Origin of the sequence: Leadbetterella byssophila DSM 17132 (assembly GCF_000166395.1) — a bacterium.
Lineage (GTDB): Bacteria > Bacteroidota > Bacteroidia > Cytophagales > Spirosomataceae > Leadbetterella > Leadbetterella byssophila.
In genome coordinates, this window is record NC_014655.1 from 448,358 (window position 1) to 463,514 (window position 15,157).

16 protein-coding genes are annotated in these 15,157 nt (G+C 35.7%); 7 read left to right on the forward strand and 9 right to left on the reverse strand.

Annotated elements, in window-relative coordinates; translation table 11 throughout:
- Window positions 1-2: 2 nt before the first annotated feature.
- From LBYS_RS02065 to LBYS_RS02075, 4 genes are all read left to right on the forward strand, one after another.
- Window positions 3-362, forward strand: coding sequence for a hypothetical protein (locus tag LBYS_RS02065; RefSeq protein ID WP_013407249.1), 360 nt, complete (start codon window positions 3-5; stop codon window positions 360-362).
- A gap of 155 nt (window positions 363-517) precedes the next feature.
- Complete coding sequence (locus LBYS_RS18545; protein ID WP_229310444.1) at window positions 518-634, forward strand: winged helix-turn-helix transcriptional regulator; 117 nt, start codon at window positions 518-520, stop codon at window positions 632-634.
- 372 nt (window positions 635-1,006) lie between these two features.
- Entirely contained in the window at window positions 1,007-1,288 is a 282-nt protein-coding gene (locus LBYS_RS02070) for a transposase (protein ID WP_013407250.1), read from the forward strand.
- Between the two features lie 164 nt (window positions 1,289-1,452).
- The gene (locus LBYS_RS02075; RefSeq protein WP_013407251.1) at window positions 1,453-2,184 is read left to right on the forward strand and encodes a DDE-type integrase/transposase/recombinase; all 732 of its coding nucleotides are present in this window, start codon (window positions 1,453-1,455) and stop codon (window positions 2,182-2,184) included.
- A gap of 859 nt (window positions 2,185-3,043) precedes the next feature.
- On the opposite strand, the gene LBYS_RS02080 is transcribed toward LBYS_RS02075, so the two are convergent.
- The 9 genes from LBYS_RS02080 to LBYS_RS02120 form a co-directional block, all read right to left on the reverse strand.
- A complete protein-coding gene (locus tag LBYS_RS02080; protein WP_229310445.1) occupies window positions 3,044-3,730 on the reverse strand; it encodes a dihydrofolate reductase family protein in 687 nt (228 codons plus the stop codon).
- A 76-nt stretch (window positions 3,731-3,806) separates the two neighbouring features.
- Window positions 3,807-4,511: a YdeI/OmpD-associated family protein gene (locus tag LBYS_RS02085; protein WP_013407253.1), complete on the reverse strand. Its 705-nt coding sequence runs from the start codon at window positions 4,509-4,511 to the stop codon at window positions 3,807-3,809.
- The gene (locus LBYS_RS02090) at window positions 4,508-4,891 is read right to left on the reverse strand and encodes a DoxX family protein (protein ID WP_013407254.1); all 384 of its coding nucleotides are present in this window, start codon (window positions 4,889-4,891) and stop codon (window positions 4,508-4,510) included. The genes LBYS_RS02085 and LBYS_RS02090 overlap by 4 nt, the downstream gene beginning before the upstream one ends.
- 6 nt (window positions 4,892-4,897) lie before the next feature.
- On the reverse strand, window positions 4,898-5,362 hold the full coding sequence (locus LBYS_RS02095; protein ID WP_013407255.1) for an SRPBCC family protein: 465 nt from the start codon (window positions 5,360-5,362) through the stop codon (window positions 4,898-4,900).
- A 4-nt stretch (window positions 5,363-5,366) separates the two neighbouring features.
- Complete coding sequence (locus tag LBYS_RS02100) at window positions 5,367-5,687, reverse strand: ArsR/SmtB family transcription factor (protein ID WP_013407256.1); 321 nt, start codon at window positions 5,685-5,687, stop codon at window positions 5,367-5,369.
- Window positions 5,688-6,043: 356 nt separating this feature from the next.
- The gene (locus LBYS_RS02105) at window positions 6,044-6,775 is read right to left on the reverse strand and encodes a class I SAM-dependent methyltransferase (RefSeq protein WP_013407257.1); all 732 of its coding nucleotides are present in this window, start codon (window positions 6,773-6,775) and stop codon (window positions 6,044-6,046) included.
- A gap of 170 nt (window positions 6,776-6,945) precedes the next feature.
- Window positions 6,946-7,626: an Abi family protein gene (locus LBYS_RS02110; protein WP_013407258.1), complete on the reverse strand. Its 681-nt coding sequence runs from the start codon at window positions 7,624-7,626 to the stop codon at window positions 6,946-6,948.
- A gap of 472 nt (window positions 7,627-8,098) precedes the next feature.
- On the reverse strand, window positions 8,099-8,698 hold the full coding sequence (locus LBYS_RS02115; RefSeq protein ID WP_049781291.1) for a DDE-type integrase/transposase/recombinase: 600 nt from the start codon (window positions 8,696-8,698) through the stop codon (window positions 8,099-8,101).
- A 297-nt stretch (window positions 8,699-8,995) separates the two neighbouring features.
- Entirely contained in the window at window positions 8,996-9,304 is a 309-nt protein-coding gene (locus LBYS_RS02120; RefSeq protein WP_013407105.1) for a transposase, read from the reverse strand.
- Window positions 9,305-9,502: 198 nt separating this feature from the next.
- Here LBYS_RS02120 and LBYS_RS02125 point away from each other — a divergent pair, with 198 nt between their 5' ends.
- The 3 genes from LBYS_RS02125 (at window position 9,503) to LBYS_RS02135 (ending at window position 15,094) form a co-directional block, all read left to right on the forward strand.
- Window positions 9,503-10,465, forward strand: coding sequence for a serine hydrolase domain-containing protein (locus LBYS_RS02125; RefSeq protein WP_013407259.1), 963 nt, complete (start codon window positions 9,503-9,505; stop codon window positions 10,463-10,465).
- A 189-nt stretch (window positions 10,466-10,654) separates the two neighbouring features.
- Window positions 10,655-11,014, forward strand: a complete 360-nt coding sequence (locus LBYS_RS02130) for a hypothetical protein (RefSeq protein WP_013407260.1) — start codon at window positions 10,655-10,657, stop codon at window positions 11,012-11,014.
- A 468-nt stretch (window positions 11,015-11,482) separates the two neighbouring features.
- Window positions 11,483-15,094: a DUF7149 domain-containing protein gene (locus tag LBYS_RS02135; protein ID WP_013407261.1), complete on the forward strand. Its 3,612-nt coding sequence runs from the start codon at window positions 11,483-11,485 to the stop codon at window positions 15,092-15,094.
- Window positions 15,095-15,157: the final 63 nt, after the last annotated feature.

The window sequence follows — 15,157 nt, forward strand, 5'->3', positions numbered from 1 at the left end:
TTATGAAAATTACAATTCCAGTAGACTGTGATAACGCACCGAAAAGAAGAATAATTAAAGATTTTATTGTATCAGTATATCAGAAAAAATGGCAAGAAGTTGGAGAAATACTCGATGAAAATTTCAGCTTAATTAGTTTTGGTGAAAATTCAATCGACTTGTTTGATGTATTAAAAGAACATTTTTCTAGAATATCAAAAATTGAAGAACTAGTTATAGAGGAAATTTTGAGCCATGGAAAACTTGGAGCTTGTAATGGAAAAATAAAGCTGAAGAATCAAATTATAAATTTTGCATATTTCATAGAATTTAAGTCTGCTGGAAAAAATACAATTACTAAGATAACAGAATATAAAATCTAAAAAAATCAAATTTGGCCTGCAGCTAACAGGGGTTTGGTGCAATTGCGGTTTAAGTGAGAAAGTGAAAGTTTAGCTTCGCTGCTACTTCGTGGTCTCCTTTTTTTGCGCAACAGCCTTTTATAGGAAAGGATTAGTTTAGCCGCTAATCTATAAGCTTGGAGTATGAATTTAGCGAGTTTGGTAGGTCATTAGAACCGGTCATAGATGCCATCGCAGAGTGGGGCATGAAGTACCGATCAGTTATGATGGACCGAGAGATTCCCCACCCGTAGGGTTGAATGGCAATTCGACCAAATCCCCGACGATCAAATGCCCCGCCACCCGAAGGGTGGAATTGCCATTCGACCCAACATATCTGGTTTATTTAACGAATAGAGGAAGGGATTCGCTAACGGAGTTATTTCTATGAAAATTATGGCAGTTGATGATTTTGAATAGTCTTATTTTCATTTTGTACGTATATAGAAATGGGGTGGGTGGGGTAGCAAAATGTGGTGTGGTTTGTTTCAGGATGGAATAAAATGGGAGCTTATAACACTTTAATATTTCCTTTTTTCCTAATAGCTCGATAAAAACTTGGACACAAAACTAAGTTAACAATTAATTAGATTTGTGTATGTCAAAACATCGAAAAACATGGAGTTTTGGAGGAGAAAGAGAAGATTGTACTTCATTCTATCCAGCACGGCGTAAGTTATTCATCGCGAGAATTTGGGGTTTCTACTGTGAGTATTTATAATTGGAAAGAGAAATTTGAGAAGTTAGGCAAAAGTGGCTTGGAAGCAGGAGCAATGACAGATGCCGAGCGTGAACTCAAACAATTACGTCGTGAAAACGAAGCTCTAAAAAGGATAGTTGCTGAAAAAGAGTTAGCTATTCAAATTAAAGATTCCCTTTTAAAAAAAAGTCAATCTCTAAAGAAATAAAAATCCAGGTAGTTGACGAATTTCTAGAGCAAGGGAGGCCTAAATATCTAGTATTAAAGCATGTAGATTTACCTCGAAGCAGCTACTATTACATTTCTACAGGTACAAAACCGGGGAAAAGGGCCTCAGGTTATGTATATGATATGGAAAATAATAGGTTTGATATGGATTATATTTTACAAGAAACTAAAACACTTCTGGAGGGCGAATTTGTGGATTATGGGTATTATAAAACCTACCGCTATTTAAACCAAGAAAAGGGATTGAGAATTGGGGCTTATAGAACCTATAAGCTCATGAAGGAAAACAATTTATTAAAATTTCAACGCAGTAATACCAAGAGAATAAGTAGGAACTGGGTAAAAGAACTCGTTCCCATTGTACAAAGAGAATTTGCATTCCTAGAATTTGATATTAAATATGTATATATCCAAGGAAAACGCACAAATGCGCAAGTACTGACAATTTTGGATGTTTTTTCGAGATGGCAATTGGGACAATACATCGCAAATTCTATTAAATCTGAAGATGTAATAAATCTATTTGAACAAATTTTACAAACTTATCCGATGCCAAAGCAATTTATAGTAAGAAACGATAATGGCTCACAATTCGAAGCTTTAATAGTTCAAGAATATCTAAAACAAAAAGGTATAACTCAGGAATTTACAAAACCGGCAACACCTCAACAGAATGGACATATAGAAGCCTACCATTCAATTCTGGAAAGTGCTGTATGTCAACGATTTGAATTTGAAAGCCTACAAGAATTTAAACAAGTAATGATAAGATGGAAAAAATTCTATAATTTCGAAAGAATACATGGCGGTCTTCACTATAAGTCCCCTAGAAAATTCCTCGAATCAATTGGTGTAAAAATTGATCCGAATTGGTGAAATAAATTAAAAATAGTGTCCAAGTAATTGCGTTTAAGACAAACCTATAATTGCCTCAATAAGGTGTATAAAATATAAAGTAAGTAATCTAAAAAGTAAATTTCGTTTATTTTAGATGTGTATGTGCAGTTTTTTGAATTAAAAATTTATATGTACTTTAAGCCCTCCACTTTAAGAGTGATTATCAGTTATGAAACTACAATTCAAAGAGCAGGCCTTTCAACTTGACGCTGTACAGGAAGTTATGAAACACTCTGAAAGTTAAACCTTTAAAACAAATAAATTTACATTAGAACACACGCAAGAGATTCTTAAAAAAGCTCGAGACAAAGCCAATGGCATTGCAACATTAGAGTTGGATGTAGAAGAAGAAATTGGTTACAGAAATAGTGCGTCTCAAATCACAGACAAGTAAATTTTTGACAAATAAATTTCGATTGGGATATTTACTTTGACTATCCAATCAAAATGATAAAACTTCAGTGAACGGATTTTCATAAAAACCTCTTGTCCCTATCTCAAAAATATTATCATTTGTGTTTTTTGTCTATTTTTTCTAAAAATTCCTTTAGTTCTAAAAGTTCATCATTCATATTCTTTTATAAATGTTCTTTCCCAGTTGGTAGATCAAATTTTGCTCTTCTTTGTTTTTAACTAAAGGATAATTAAAAGTAAAAAACTCAATAATAAGATTTATTGGAAGCTTTTTAGGAATAATTTTCGCATAACGGTTTCAAATACAACATAGTGGCGCATCGAACCGAAATTTTTCAAAGAACCGAAAATTTTTAATTACCTGAGTACTGTCTTTGATAGTTGAAACCAGCCTTGCGCGTATGCATTGTTAGCGGTTCGTTGCTTATTTCTCATTTTTATAAATTAATTGAACGACTCCTGATCTAAATTTTTTGACACTTAATAATTCTAAGTTCAATCGTTGTTTCAGATTTTCAAATAATGGTTTCCCATTTCCCAGCACGACTGGATGAACTGATAATCTATAAATATCAATTAGCTTCCTATCTACAAATGTTTCGATCAGTTTTGCTCCGCCATACAACCAAATATCTTTTCCATCCTTAGCTTTTATCTGTTCTACACTTTGCGTAATATCTGAGTTTATATAAGTGACATTATTATCGTTTCGGATTTGTCTTGTGAATACGATTTTATTTTTAGAATGAATGGCTTTCCAAATAGCTTTTACACTATCATTAGCATCATTTTCGGGTTGATAATTTCCCCAAGCATCGTAACTCACTCGGCCGTAAAATATGGTGTCTACACTTTCGATAAACTTATCGAACTCCATATCATTATCTAAAATACACCAATCAATTTCACCATTTGGACCTTCAATGTATCCATCTAAAGTTACAGCCAAATCAAGTATTACTTTTCTCATAATGGTTAAGGATGTTGTTTTTGCAATGACCGCTAACAAGCCGGGGCTTTGTGAAGGAGCGGAAATTAAAGCAAAAAGTTTCAATCTAGCGACACAGTAAGCAAAAGCCAATTCATTGATTAAATTTACAAAAAAAGTCAATACAACCACTCAGTACTCACGAATTCCGCTCAATATAAACACCTTATTCGTAATTGGTTTTTGCGGAATAAAATGCCTAAACTTCAATTTTGGACTTAACCCGCCATTGCGCCAAGCCGCTGTTGGAAGTAGAAGTTTTCTGTGAGCAACTATACTTGTCGTTTAGTCCTACACCGTCAAAAATCTGTGGCTTGTATTTTTCAATTCGTCCAATTCTTGTTTGCAGTTGTTTGGGTTGGGAAAAGTGAATGATATAGCCCCTTTGCCGTCCTGATGTCAGGGCGTAAAAGGCTTTTTTAAATGCAGGGTCTTGTTCAAACGCTTGTAGTAGTTCTTCGGGAATTGGTTCGGGATTTTTCTTAAATTCTACTTTCTTTTCCTGCTCTTCTATGGTAATGGCTTCTTTTATGTAGGATTTCAAAACTTCTTCTAATTTTATTATGTCGGTTGTTTTAGTAAATCTTACAATTCTGTCGGATTGCAAACTGCCTTGTTGTTGAAGAATTTTATTGCTGTCGGTCAATAAAACGCCTTTGAAAAGCCCAATAGTTGCAAAATCTTTTAATGCTGCTACGGACAACACATTTTTTCCGTTGTGCGTATAAACAGGAACACCCCATTTTATCTCTTCTTTCAAACCTGTTTCTAAAACAATTTGCCTTAGCGTTTCTAATTCTTCACGCCAAGTATTGACTTTGCATTGCGGTGTTCCACCGAATTTACAACGCATACAGCCGTCAATAAGATATTTATCTACTTGCGGATTTAATTCTATTTTCATTGTTGATTGATTGAAATTTTACGGTCATTCGGTCTGAAATACCACGACACAACAGTTAATACTAAAAGAAATATTGGTGTAAACAATTCTACCGCTTCATCGCCAACTGCCAAATGAGAAAAAATTGCTCCCGACATTACAAAGAAAAATCCTGCATAAGCCCATTCTTTCAATAATGGAAATTTCGGAATTAGTATTGTCACAACACCTGCAATTTTCCAAACGCCAAGAATGACAGAAAAATAGGTTGGATATTCTAACCTTTCCATTATTTCAACAAATCCGCCTATCGTAAAAATTTGTTGTATTCCGCTTGCAATCATTGCTACTGCCAACCAAATGCTCGCCACCCAATAGATAATTTTATCCCGCTTTTTCATTTTTCGTTATCTTAATTTGTTTACGATTTCTTGTAGTTTGTTATGTGCCATATTGATGCCTTGTGCAAATGGCATTTGTAAAAGTTGGTTTCTGAACTCAATGGATTTAAAAACGATGTGCATTGTTAGTTTGCTTGTTTCGTCTGTCAGTTTTTCAAATTCCAAATATTCAAGCTGAACAGGAAATGCTGTGTTTTCCATTTCAAATGTTCGTGTGATTTTTTGGTTCGGAACAAACTCGTGTATTGTTCCATTTGCACGAAACACCACATTTCCGTTGTATGATGTTTCAAAGGCATAAGAACCGTGTTTTTTGTTTTCCATTTTCAGCACTTTCGTTCCCATCCATTGCTCAAAAAGTTCGGGTTCTTCGTATGCTTTAAAAAGTAACTCCAAAGGCAAGTCAAATTCCCTTGTAATTACGATTTCTTGTTTGCCATCTTCGGCATTTACTTTTGTTAGTTGTTCCATTGTCCTATTGGTTTTTATAGTTTTTCATTACGGCTTCCAACTTGTTAAATCTGTCGTCCCACATTTTGCGGAACGGTTCAATAAAGTCTGCCACTTCTTTCATTTTTTTTGCGTTGATGTGATAATAAACTTCCCTACCGCTTTGCTCTTGTTTGAGCAAATCACATTCGGTAAGTATTTGCAAATGCTTTGAAACAGTTGGTCGTGCTGTGTCAAAGTTTGAAGCGATTGCACCTGCTGTCATAGATTGCGAAGCCACTAACAGAAGTATTGTCCGTCTTGTCGGGTCTGCAATCGCTTGAAAAACATCTCGTCTTAAATTCATCAGTTAATTTTTATGGTTTTTAATGGTCTGATGGAACTTCGTATCATTTATGAAGTTATTTGGCTACAAATGTAAGTGTAGCTATTTAGCTACGCAAGTTTTTTTTGCAAAAAAAATTGTCAGTCGTTAAGAATTTGGGGTGGTGGGTTTGCTTGGTCTGTTCGTTTTGTCCGTCTGTTGATGTTTGCACGGTCGTCCGTTACAATTACTGCTAACGTTTTGGGGCTTGGCGCAGTGGCGGATTTCGGAGCACAAAACTGTCAACCTGCACTGAACTTGAATAGAAGCACAAAACTCCAAGTTTGTACGTCACCCCGCCTGACGCAAAACCCGTGTTATATGCAGTTTTCTCTTTTTCATTTTTCTGCCGAAACCAATAACATCATCGGTCGACGCATTTCATCTTTCATTTCCGGAAAATCTTTCAACATTTCTTCACTTGGTTGGGGTTCTATAAGTTCGTTGATTTTGAAACCGTTTCTCAACAATGTGTTTATATAGTTGGTCAAAGTTTTGTGATATTTTATCACCTTTTCGCCTAAAAACACAGCCTCTCGTTTTCCCTCCTTAAAATAATTATCAACTGGCCAATAAAGTTTCTCTCTTGTGTCTCCATATATCCAATCTTGATTTCCGAATGCTGTAAAAATGGGGTGTTCAACCGAAAAAACAAAACATCCTTTCGGTTTAAGCCAGTTATAGACATTCTTGCAGATAACATCAAACGATTCTATGTAATGAAATGTCAAAGAACTCAATACAATATCAAATTTTTCATCTGGATAGTCAACATCTTCAAGAGGCTTATTAACGTATTCAATTCCTTGCAAACTATTTATTTTCTTAGCCTTTTCAAGCATTTTCTCGGAAATATCGACACCGACAACCGACCTTGCGCCTTTTTCTATCGCATATCGACAGTGCCAACCAAATCCGCAACCTAAATCAAGAATATCTTTTTCTGAAAAATCCGGCAACATATCTTTGAGCACATGCCATTCGCCTGCGGCTTCAAGCCCTTTTTGCGAACGATTCATTTGTTCGTATTGCTCAAAAAATATCAAATCATCGTACTTGTTTTCTTTCATTGTGTCTGTTCCTTAAATTGCATATAACGTTTTGGGTATTGCCGAAGGCAGGGATTTTTTAGAACAAAAGTTCAATAGAATTACTACCGTTGAACCTTGCACAAATGCTCAATCGAAGCCGCTAAGCCCCGCTTTTGGCATTACAATGTTATAGCCAGTGGTTTTTTGTTTCATAAATTATCAATTTCGTTGCAAACTGTATTTATGTGATCTAAACCATAAAGTAAAGCCGCTTCATCAATCTGCATCCATTGAAACAATTGCAAAATTAAATTATAGTGTTGTCTGGCATAGGTGGTATCTTTTATGGGTTGCCCTGGTAAAAAGCATATGGGTTCATGGTGTGCCATACGGTTTCTAATATCATTGAGTTGAGCCAATTGGTTAAAAATATAAATGTTGTTATATTGTATAGCAGGTGTTGATGTTGGCTTTGATGGAAAGACCCGCAATAATATTCGTCCTGTGGCATTAAATTGGTTTTGGGCAAACATAAAACGCCAAAATCCAAACCCTAATTCTGCAACCAATTTATAATGACTGTAAGTATGCAGTTTTTTTATGGCATCGTTAATATTATCTCTTGTTAAACGACATCTTGGCGTATCAAATATTCCACCAGTAGCGGCAGCATTTCTTAACCAGTCGTTACCTAATAAGGGCGAAACTACAGCATCTATAGCATTTCTTAGTGCTACTTCAAAACAACTGATTACAGTAAACAGCTCTTGAGTCAGTTGTAAATTCTTTCGATAGAGCGTCATTGTTTTACGAGTATTACCTCCGCAAGCTAATAAATAGCGGTTCATCCGGGCATTAGTCATTACACTGGCAAAGTCGCTATATCTCATTAATTTTTTAATTTGTTTATAATTTCATTTTTTTATTTTATCTTTGTGCTATCTTATTCCCATTAGTCCCTGAAGGAATTCAAACTAGTGGGTTTCGTTTTTTTAGGGTTTTTATTTTCATTCAATCTATATCAAAGTTTCTCAGAAAGGTTTTCAAATTATTGAAAAATAAAAAATGTCACATTGCAATATCTTTTGAGAACTGAACAAAATGCTTTATCTCTGTTTTATTATTTAAATTCACTGTCAGTTTCTTGTTACTAGAACGGTAGTCTTACCATGGCCCACAACGGTCCGCGTATTGGCGAAAGTGGCGGATTAGAAAGCCTAAACTTTCAATTCCTACACTAAGCTTGTCGACCTGCACTGAGCTTGTCGAAGTGTGCCACTAAGCTAATCATCAGCCTTTTATTTTTCTAAATTTATAAAAATGTCTTAAACGCAATTACTTGGACACTATTTTTAATTTATTTCACCAATTCGGATCAATTTTTACACCAATTGATTCGAGGAATTTTCTAGGGGACTTATAGTGAAGACCGCCATGTATTCTTTCGAAATTATAGAATTTTTTCCATCTTATCATTACTTGTTTAAATTCTTGTAGGCTTTCAAATTCAAATCGTTGACATACAGCACTTTCCAGAATTGAATGGTAGGCTTCTATATGTCCATTCTGTTGAGGTGTTGCCGGTTTTGTAAATTCCTGAGTTATACCTTTTTGTTTTAGATATTCTTGAACTATTAAAGCTTCGAATTGTGAGCCATTATCGTTTCTTACTATAAATTGCTTTGGCATCGGATAAGTTTGTAAAATTTGTTCAAATAGATTTATTACATCTTCAGATTTAATAGAATTTGCGATGTATTGTCCCAATTGCCATCTCGAAAAAACATCCAAAATTGTCAGTACTTGCGCATTTGTGCGTTTTCCTTGGATATATACATATTTAATATCAAATTCTAGGAATGCAAATTCTCTTTGTACAATGGGAACGAGTTCTTTTACCCAGTTCCTACTTATTCTCTTGGTATTACTGCGTTGAAATTTTAATAAATTGTTTTCCTTCATGAGCTTATAGGTTCTATAAGCCCCAATTTCTCAATCCCTTTTCTTGGTTTAAATAGCGGTAGGTTTTATAATACCCATAATCCACAAATTCGCCCTCCAGAAGTGTTTTAGTTTCTTGTAAAATATAATCCATATCAAACCTATTATTTTCCATATCATATACATAACCTGAGGCCCTTTTCCCCGGTTTTGTACCTGTAGAAATGTAATAGTAGCTGCTTCGAGGTAAATCTACATGCTTTAATACTAGATATTTAGGCCTCCCTTGCTCTAGAAATTCGTCAACTACCTGGATTTTTATTTCTTTAGAGATTGACTTTTTTTTAAAAGGGAATCTTTAATTTGAATAGCTAACTCTTTTTCAGCAACTATCCTTTTTAGAGCTTCGTTTTCACGACGTAATTGTTTGAGTTCACGCTCGGCATCTGTCATTGCTCCTGCTTCCAAGCCACTTTTGCCTAACTTCTCAAATTTCTCTTTCCAATTATAAATACTCACAGTAGAAACCCCAAATTCTCGCGATGAATAACTTACGCCGTGCTGGATAGAATGAAGTACAATCTTCTCTTTCTCCTCCAAACTCCATGTTTTTCGATGTTTTGACATACACAAATCTAATTAATTGTTAACTTAGTTTTGTGTCCAAGTTTTTATCGAGCTATTAGGGGTTTGTTAATTATTTAAGATTTGTTTCATTCTTAAAGAAAATAAAATTTTACCCCTTCCCATCATTTCAAGTTTTTTCAAAACCATTCCTCAAAATCGTTTTATAACAACTTACTTTGACAAAAAATTCGTGAATCTATGTCAAAGCTATCAGATCAAACTCTTGAGCTCCTAAGTAAAGAATATCTGAATATTTCAGGATTAGCCATTGCGAAGGATGGAAAAATCGCATACGAGTATTTTGCTCGAGATTCCGAAAAGGATGCAAAAATTCACGTGGCATCTGTCACCAAAAGTGTATTTTCCATACTCGTTGGCATTGCCTTGGAAAAGCAATACATCAAAAGCATCCATGAAAAGATTATAAGCTACTTTCCTGACCTGAAAATCAGCAGCAGAAATAAGACACTCTCTCAACTGGAAATAAAACATCTGCTGACGATGACTGCGTCGTATAAATTCCGGTCGGAGCCTTATAGCAAAGTTTTTTCCACACAAAACTGGGGATGGACCGCGCTGCAATTATTGGGGGGCATAAAGCCGATAGGCGAGTTTCACTATACAACGATCGGCATTCAGGTGCTTTCATCAATTCTGGAGCAAACGACCCAAATGAACATTAATGCTTTTGCCACGAAGTATTTATTTACCCCCCTGAGGATTATTCCTCCCGAAACGCTGCCGATAGATAGCAGAGAAACATATTTCAAGTTCATCAAAAACCACTATAGCAATGGTTGGGCTGCAGATCCGCAAGGAACCAACACATCCGGTTGGGGGCTCATGCTTTCTGTACATGATCTTTTGAAAATAGGTCAGTTATATCTCCAAAACGGACAATGGGAAGGCAAATCCATCGTGTCTTCTCAATGGGTAGAAGAAAGCACGACCACACACAGCTTCTGGGAAAACAAACCATACGGCTATCTATGGTGGATATTGGACGATGAGACCTTTGCCGCCATTGGCGACGGTGGCAATATTATTTACGTCAACCGCTCGAAAAATTTAGTCATCGGCATTGTTTCTCACTTCGTGCCCAGATCTAAAGATCGAATTGATTTTATTGAAAACCACCTGATTCCTGTTTACAATCTGTAATCCACTGTGGGTTTCTAACTTCTGCACCGTCCGAGAAAACTGTTTGATTTAGTAATTTTACGAAATGGCTCACAGCTTTGGCTACGTTTCGGTCTGAATTGAACTTTCGCTCAATTCAAGCCCGCCCTTCGCCAAGCCCCGAACCGTTAGCCGCAAGCCAAGAACAAGCATTCCGTAAAATCCCTTTTTATGAAAATTACAATTCCAATAGACTGTGATAACGCACCGAAAAGAAGAATAATTAAAGATTTTATTGTATCAGTATATCAGAAAAAATGGCAAGAAGTTGGAGAAATACTTGATGAAAATTTCAGCTTAATAAGTTTTGGTGTAAATTCAATCGAAGTGTTTGATGTATTAAAAGAACATTTTTCTAGTATACCAAAAATTGAAGAACTAGTTATAGACGAAATTTTGAGCCATGGAAAACTTGGAGCTTGTAATGGAAAAATAAAGCTGAAGGATCAAATTATAAATTTTGCATATTTCATAGAATTTAAGTCTGCTGGAAAAAATACAATTACTAAAATAACAGAATATAAAATCTGAAAAAATCAACTTTGGCCTGCAGCTAACGTGGGTTTGGCGAAATGGCGGGTTATGGGAGAAAGTGAAAGTTTAGGTATTTTATTCCGCAAAAAGCCAATTACGAATAGAGTGTTTATATTCAGCGGTATTCGTCAGCACTGCGTGGTTATATTGGCTTTTTTCATAATTTTAATCAATGAATTGGCTTTTGCATACTGTGTCGCTAAATTGAAACTTTTCGCTTCAATTACCGCCACTACACAAAGCCGCAAAACGTTAGCTGCAACCCAAATGAACAGACGATAGTGCAAAAATTAACGAACATACAGACGACAAAAAAGCCTACCCGCAAAATGGCACATTTGGTTTTTTCCGACACACGAGCCAAAGCCCAAAAAACCAAATGAGCCGGTTTTTTGCCAATATTCTGAAACCATTCCAACTGAAAAACTTATTTTAACCGACTGAAATAGAAAATATATTTTGTAGATGATTTTAAAAGAATTGAAACCAAGAAAGGCACTAAACAAAGCCTTTTTAAAAGTAAAACCGAACAGGACTGAAATTGAAGGTTTCAAGACCAATCTTATTACTTTACTCGACAGAACAAATGACACAGAAAGTGAAGAGTTTCATAAGAACTTGGTTTCCGACTTTCTAAAGAAAACCTATTACGACCCAAACCATTTCATAAATACCAAAGGTCGAAACGACCTTGTTATTCATAACGGACAAAATGCAAACTCGACAGTTGGAGTAATTCTCGAAGCGAAAAAACCGACAAACAAAGCCGAGATGATTACAACCCAAAAACTGAATGCAAAAGCATTTCAGGAATTGGTTTTGTATTACTTACGTGAGAGAATTACACATAAAAATCTTGAAGTAAAACATTTGGTGGCGACCAACATTAACGAATGGTTCATTTTTGACGCTACCCTATTCGACAGACTTTTTGCCCAAAACAAAAATCTTGTCAAACAATTCAACGATTTTGAAGGTGGTCGTTTGGCAGACACCAAAACAGATTTTTTCTACAAACAAATTGCCGAGCCGTTTATTGACACCATCACTTCTGAAATTGAATTTACATACTTCAACATTCAGGACTTTCAAAAACCGTTACGAAATACCGACAAAGCAGACGATAATTCGCTGATTGCTTTATTCAAATTGCTTTCGCCAGAGCATCTTTTAAAACTTCCTTTCACCAACGACAGCAACAGCCTTGACAAACGCTTTTACAGCGAGTTGTTGCACATCATCGGCTTGACCGAAACCAAAGAAGGAAGTAAAAAGTTGATTCAACGAAACAAAGATGGCGAACGACACACAGGAACAATTCTTGAAGATGCCATCATTCAGCTTGACAGCTTAGATAAATTGAGCCGATTGGAAAAACCAAACCAATTCGGCAACACACAACAGGAACGACTTTTTAATGTTGCTCTTGAACTTTCCATCACTTGGATAAACCGCATTTTGTTTTTGAAGTTGTTGGAAGCACAACTCATCACCTATCACAAAGGCGACAAATCGTATTCGTTTCTCAATCTTGATAAAATAAAGAACTATGACGACCTGAACAGCTTGTTTTTTCAAGTGTTGGCACGCAAGTATGACGAGCGAAACGAAGATGTAAAAAAGGCATTTGAAAAAGTCCCTTATCTCAATTCTTCGCTTTTCGAGCCGACAGACATTGAGCAGGTTACTTTGTTTATCAGCAATCTGAAAGACGATAAAACCATTCCGATTTTTTCGCAAACCGTACTGAAAGACCAGCAAGGCAAAAAACGGACAGGCAATATTTCCACGCTTCAATATTTGTTTGAGTTTTTAGATGCTTACGACTTTGGAGCAGAAGGCGGAGAAGAAATTCAGGAAGATAACAAAACGCTTATCAATGCTTCGGTTCTCGGATTGATATTCGAGAAAATAAACGGCTACAAAGACGGTTCGTTTTTCACGCCCGGTTTCATCACCATGTATATGTGTCGCGAAACCATTCGCAAAGCGGTTGTACAGAAATTCAACGAAACCAAAAAATGGAATTGCACAACACTTGAAGAACTATACGACAAAATTGAAGACCGAAAAGAAGCCAACCAAATTGTAAACAGCATCAAAATTTGCGACCCTGCCGTAGGTTCAGGTCACTTTTTAGTTTCGGCACTCAATGAAATAATTGCCGTTAAAAACGACTTGAAAATTCTGCAAGACCGAGACGGAAAACGCCTGAAAGAATATCAGGTGGAAGTGGTGAATGATGAATTAATTGTTACAGACGAAGAAGGCGAACTTTTTGAATACAACCCCGGTTCGACAGGCTCACCGACCAATAGAGAATCACAGCGAGTACAAGAAACGCTTTTCCACGAAAAGCAAACCATTATTGAAAACTGCCTTTTCGGTGTGGACATTAATTCCAATTCGGTAAAAATTTGCCGTTTGCGTTTATGGATTGAGCTTTTGAAAAATGCTTATTACAAGAACGCCACAGAATTAGAAACGCTTCCGAATATTGACATCAACATCAAATGCGGTAACTCTTTGGTGAGCCGTTTTGCCATTGATGCCGACTTAGCCCATGGTTTAAACCGTGGGCTAAAAAGCAAATGGAATATTGATACCTATAAAATTGCGGTATCCACATACCGTAACGCTGAAAGCAAGGAACAGAAAAGGGAAATGGAACGGCTGATTGCCGACATTAAATCGGATTTCAGAAGTGAAATAAGCAGAAACGACCCAAAAGTGAAAAAGCTTAACAAACTAGAGGGTGAACTGGTGAAACTCACTACACAGCAAAGCCTTTTTGAAATGAGCAAAAAGGAAAAAGCCGATTGGAACAAGAAAGTACAGCAGATCAGCGCAGAAATCAAGAAGCTCGAAACCGAAATTGAAGAAATAAAAGCCAACAAGATTTTTGAAAACGCTTTTGAATGGCGTTTTGAATTTCCTGAAGTGCTGAATGATGAAGGCGATTTTGTGGGCTTTGATGTGGTGATTGGTAATCCGCCATATGGTGTTAAACCAAATGAAATAGGCAAAGAATACTTTAACTCTTTGTATTCTGCAACTGACGATATTTATACATTGTTCATTGAACTTGGGCTTAAAATTATCAGTGAAAATTCAAACATCAGTTTTATAAACCCAATTACTTGGCTTACGGGTTCTAAGTATAAAAACACAAGAAATCTGTTTACTGGCAAAAACTCTTTGGTTAAGGCAATAAATCTTCCTTACGATATTTTTGCTGATGCATATGTAGATACAGGAATTTACTTTTTCCAAAAAAAGACAATTGAGCAATCTTCTGTTTATGAATTTAATCCTAAGGATAAAATACAAATTCAAGATTTGCTGAACATAGAGTTCAAAGCTCTCGACAGAAAAGTTTGGACAGCAAAACCTGACTTAAAAATTAATCTAAATGAGTCTGACAACTCTATTTTCTCCAAACTTGATTCAATTCAATCTAAACTCTCTGATTTTTCTGAAACAGCAAGGGGGATTTTAGCTGACAAGTCTAACTATAAAAGTGAATTTGAGAATGGTTTGAAAAAGGTTTTTACTGGCAACTTAAATAGATATGTTATTGATGAAACTTTTAGTTTTATTCAGTATGACGATAGCTTAAAAGAGAAACCAAAGAGCTATAGTTTTTTTACTGGTGAAAGAATCTTAGTCAGAAGGATAATTAGTCGTCAATTCAGAATGATGGCAACTTATACGAATGAAGAGTTTGTTTGTAAAAAGGACATTTACATCATCAAATTGAATGATGAAAACATAAGCTATAAATATGTATTGGCGTTGCTCAATTCAAAATTGCTTTCATTCTATAAAACTAAAAATTCAGGTTCGGCAAAAAAAGATGATTTTACACAAATTACTTTGGGCGATATAAGGCAGCTTCCAATTCCCAAAATTGAAACTTCCAAACAACAGAAATTTATCAAATTAGTTGACGAGATTCTGACCGCAAAAGAAAAGAACAAAGACACTACAATAGCCGAGAATGAGCTAGACCAATTGGTTTATCAGCTTTACGAGTTGACGGAAGAAGAAATAAAAATTGTGGAGGGAAATGGATAAATCCATTCAAATATCATTGTTAACGAATCATAGCCCCCGGTTTAAACCGGGGGCTATGGAAAT

What these genes read in the sequence shown, in the direction of transcription:
- LBYS_RS02065 (WP_013407249.1), top strand. Translation starts at nt 3, where the DNA reads ATGAAAATTACAATTCCAGTAGACTGTGATAACGCACCGAAAAGAAGA.
- LBYS_RS02075 (WP_013407251.1), top strand. Translation starts at nt 1,453, where the DNA reads ATGGATTATATTTTACAAGAAACTAAAACACTTCTGGAGGGCGAATTT.
- LBYS_RS02085 (WP_013407253.1), bottom strand. Translation starts at nt 4,511, where the DNA reads ATGAAAATAGAATTAAATCCGCAAGTAGATAAATATCTTATTGACGGC.
- LBYS_RS02090 (WP_013407254.1), bottom strand. Translation starts at nt 4,891, where the DNA reads ATGAAAAAGCGGGATAAAATTATCTATTGGGTGGCGAGCATTTGGTTG.
- LBYS_RS02095 (WP_013407255.1), bottom strand. Translation starts at nt 5,362, where the DNA reads ATGGAACAACTAACAAAAGTAAATGCCGAAGATGGCAAACAAGAAATC.
- LBYS_RS02100 (WP_013407256.1), bottom strand. Translation starts at nt 5,687, where the DNA reads ATGAATTTAAGACGAGATGTTTTTCAAGCGATTGCAGACCCGACAAGA.
- LBYS_RS02105 (WP_013407257.1), bottom strand. Translation starts at nt 6,775, where the DNA reads ATGAAAGAAAACAAGTACGATGATTTGATATTTTTTGAGCAATACGAA.
- LBYS_RS02110 (WP_013407258.1), bottom strand. Translation starts at nt 7,626, where the DNA reads ATGAGATATAGCGACTTTGCCAGTGTAATGACTAATGCCCGGATGAAC.
- LBYS_RS02115 (WP_049781291.1), bottom strand. Translation starts at nt 8,698, where the DNA reads ATGAAGGAAAACAATTTATTAAAATTTCAACGCAGTAATACCAAGAGA.
- LBYS_RS02120 (WP_013407105.1), bottom strand. Translation starts at nt 9,304, where the DNA reads ATGTCAAAACATCGAAAAACATGGAGTTTGGAGGAGAAAGAGAAGATT.
- LBYS_RS02125 (WP_013407259.1), top strand. Translation starts at nt 9,503, where the DNA reads ATGTCAAAGCTATCAGATCAAACTCTTGAGCTCCTAAGTAAAGAATAT.
- LBYS_RS02130 (WP_013407260.1), top strand. Translation starts at nt 10,655, where the DNA reads ATGAAAATTACAATTCCAATAGACTGTGATAACGCACCGAAAAGAAGA.
- LBYS_RS02135 (WP_013407261.1), top strand. Translation starts at nt 11,483, where the DNA reads ATGATTTTAAAAGAATTGAAACCAAGAAAGGCACTAAACAAAGCCTTT.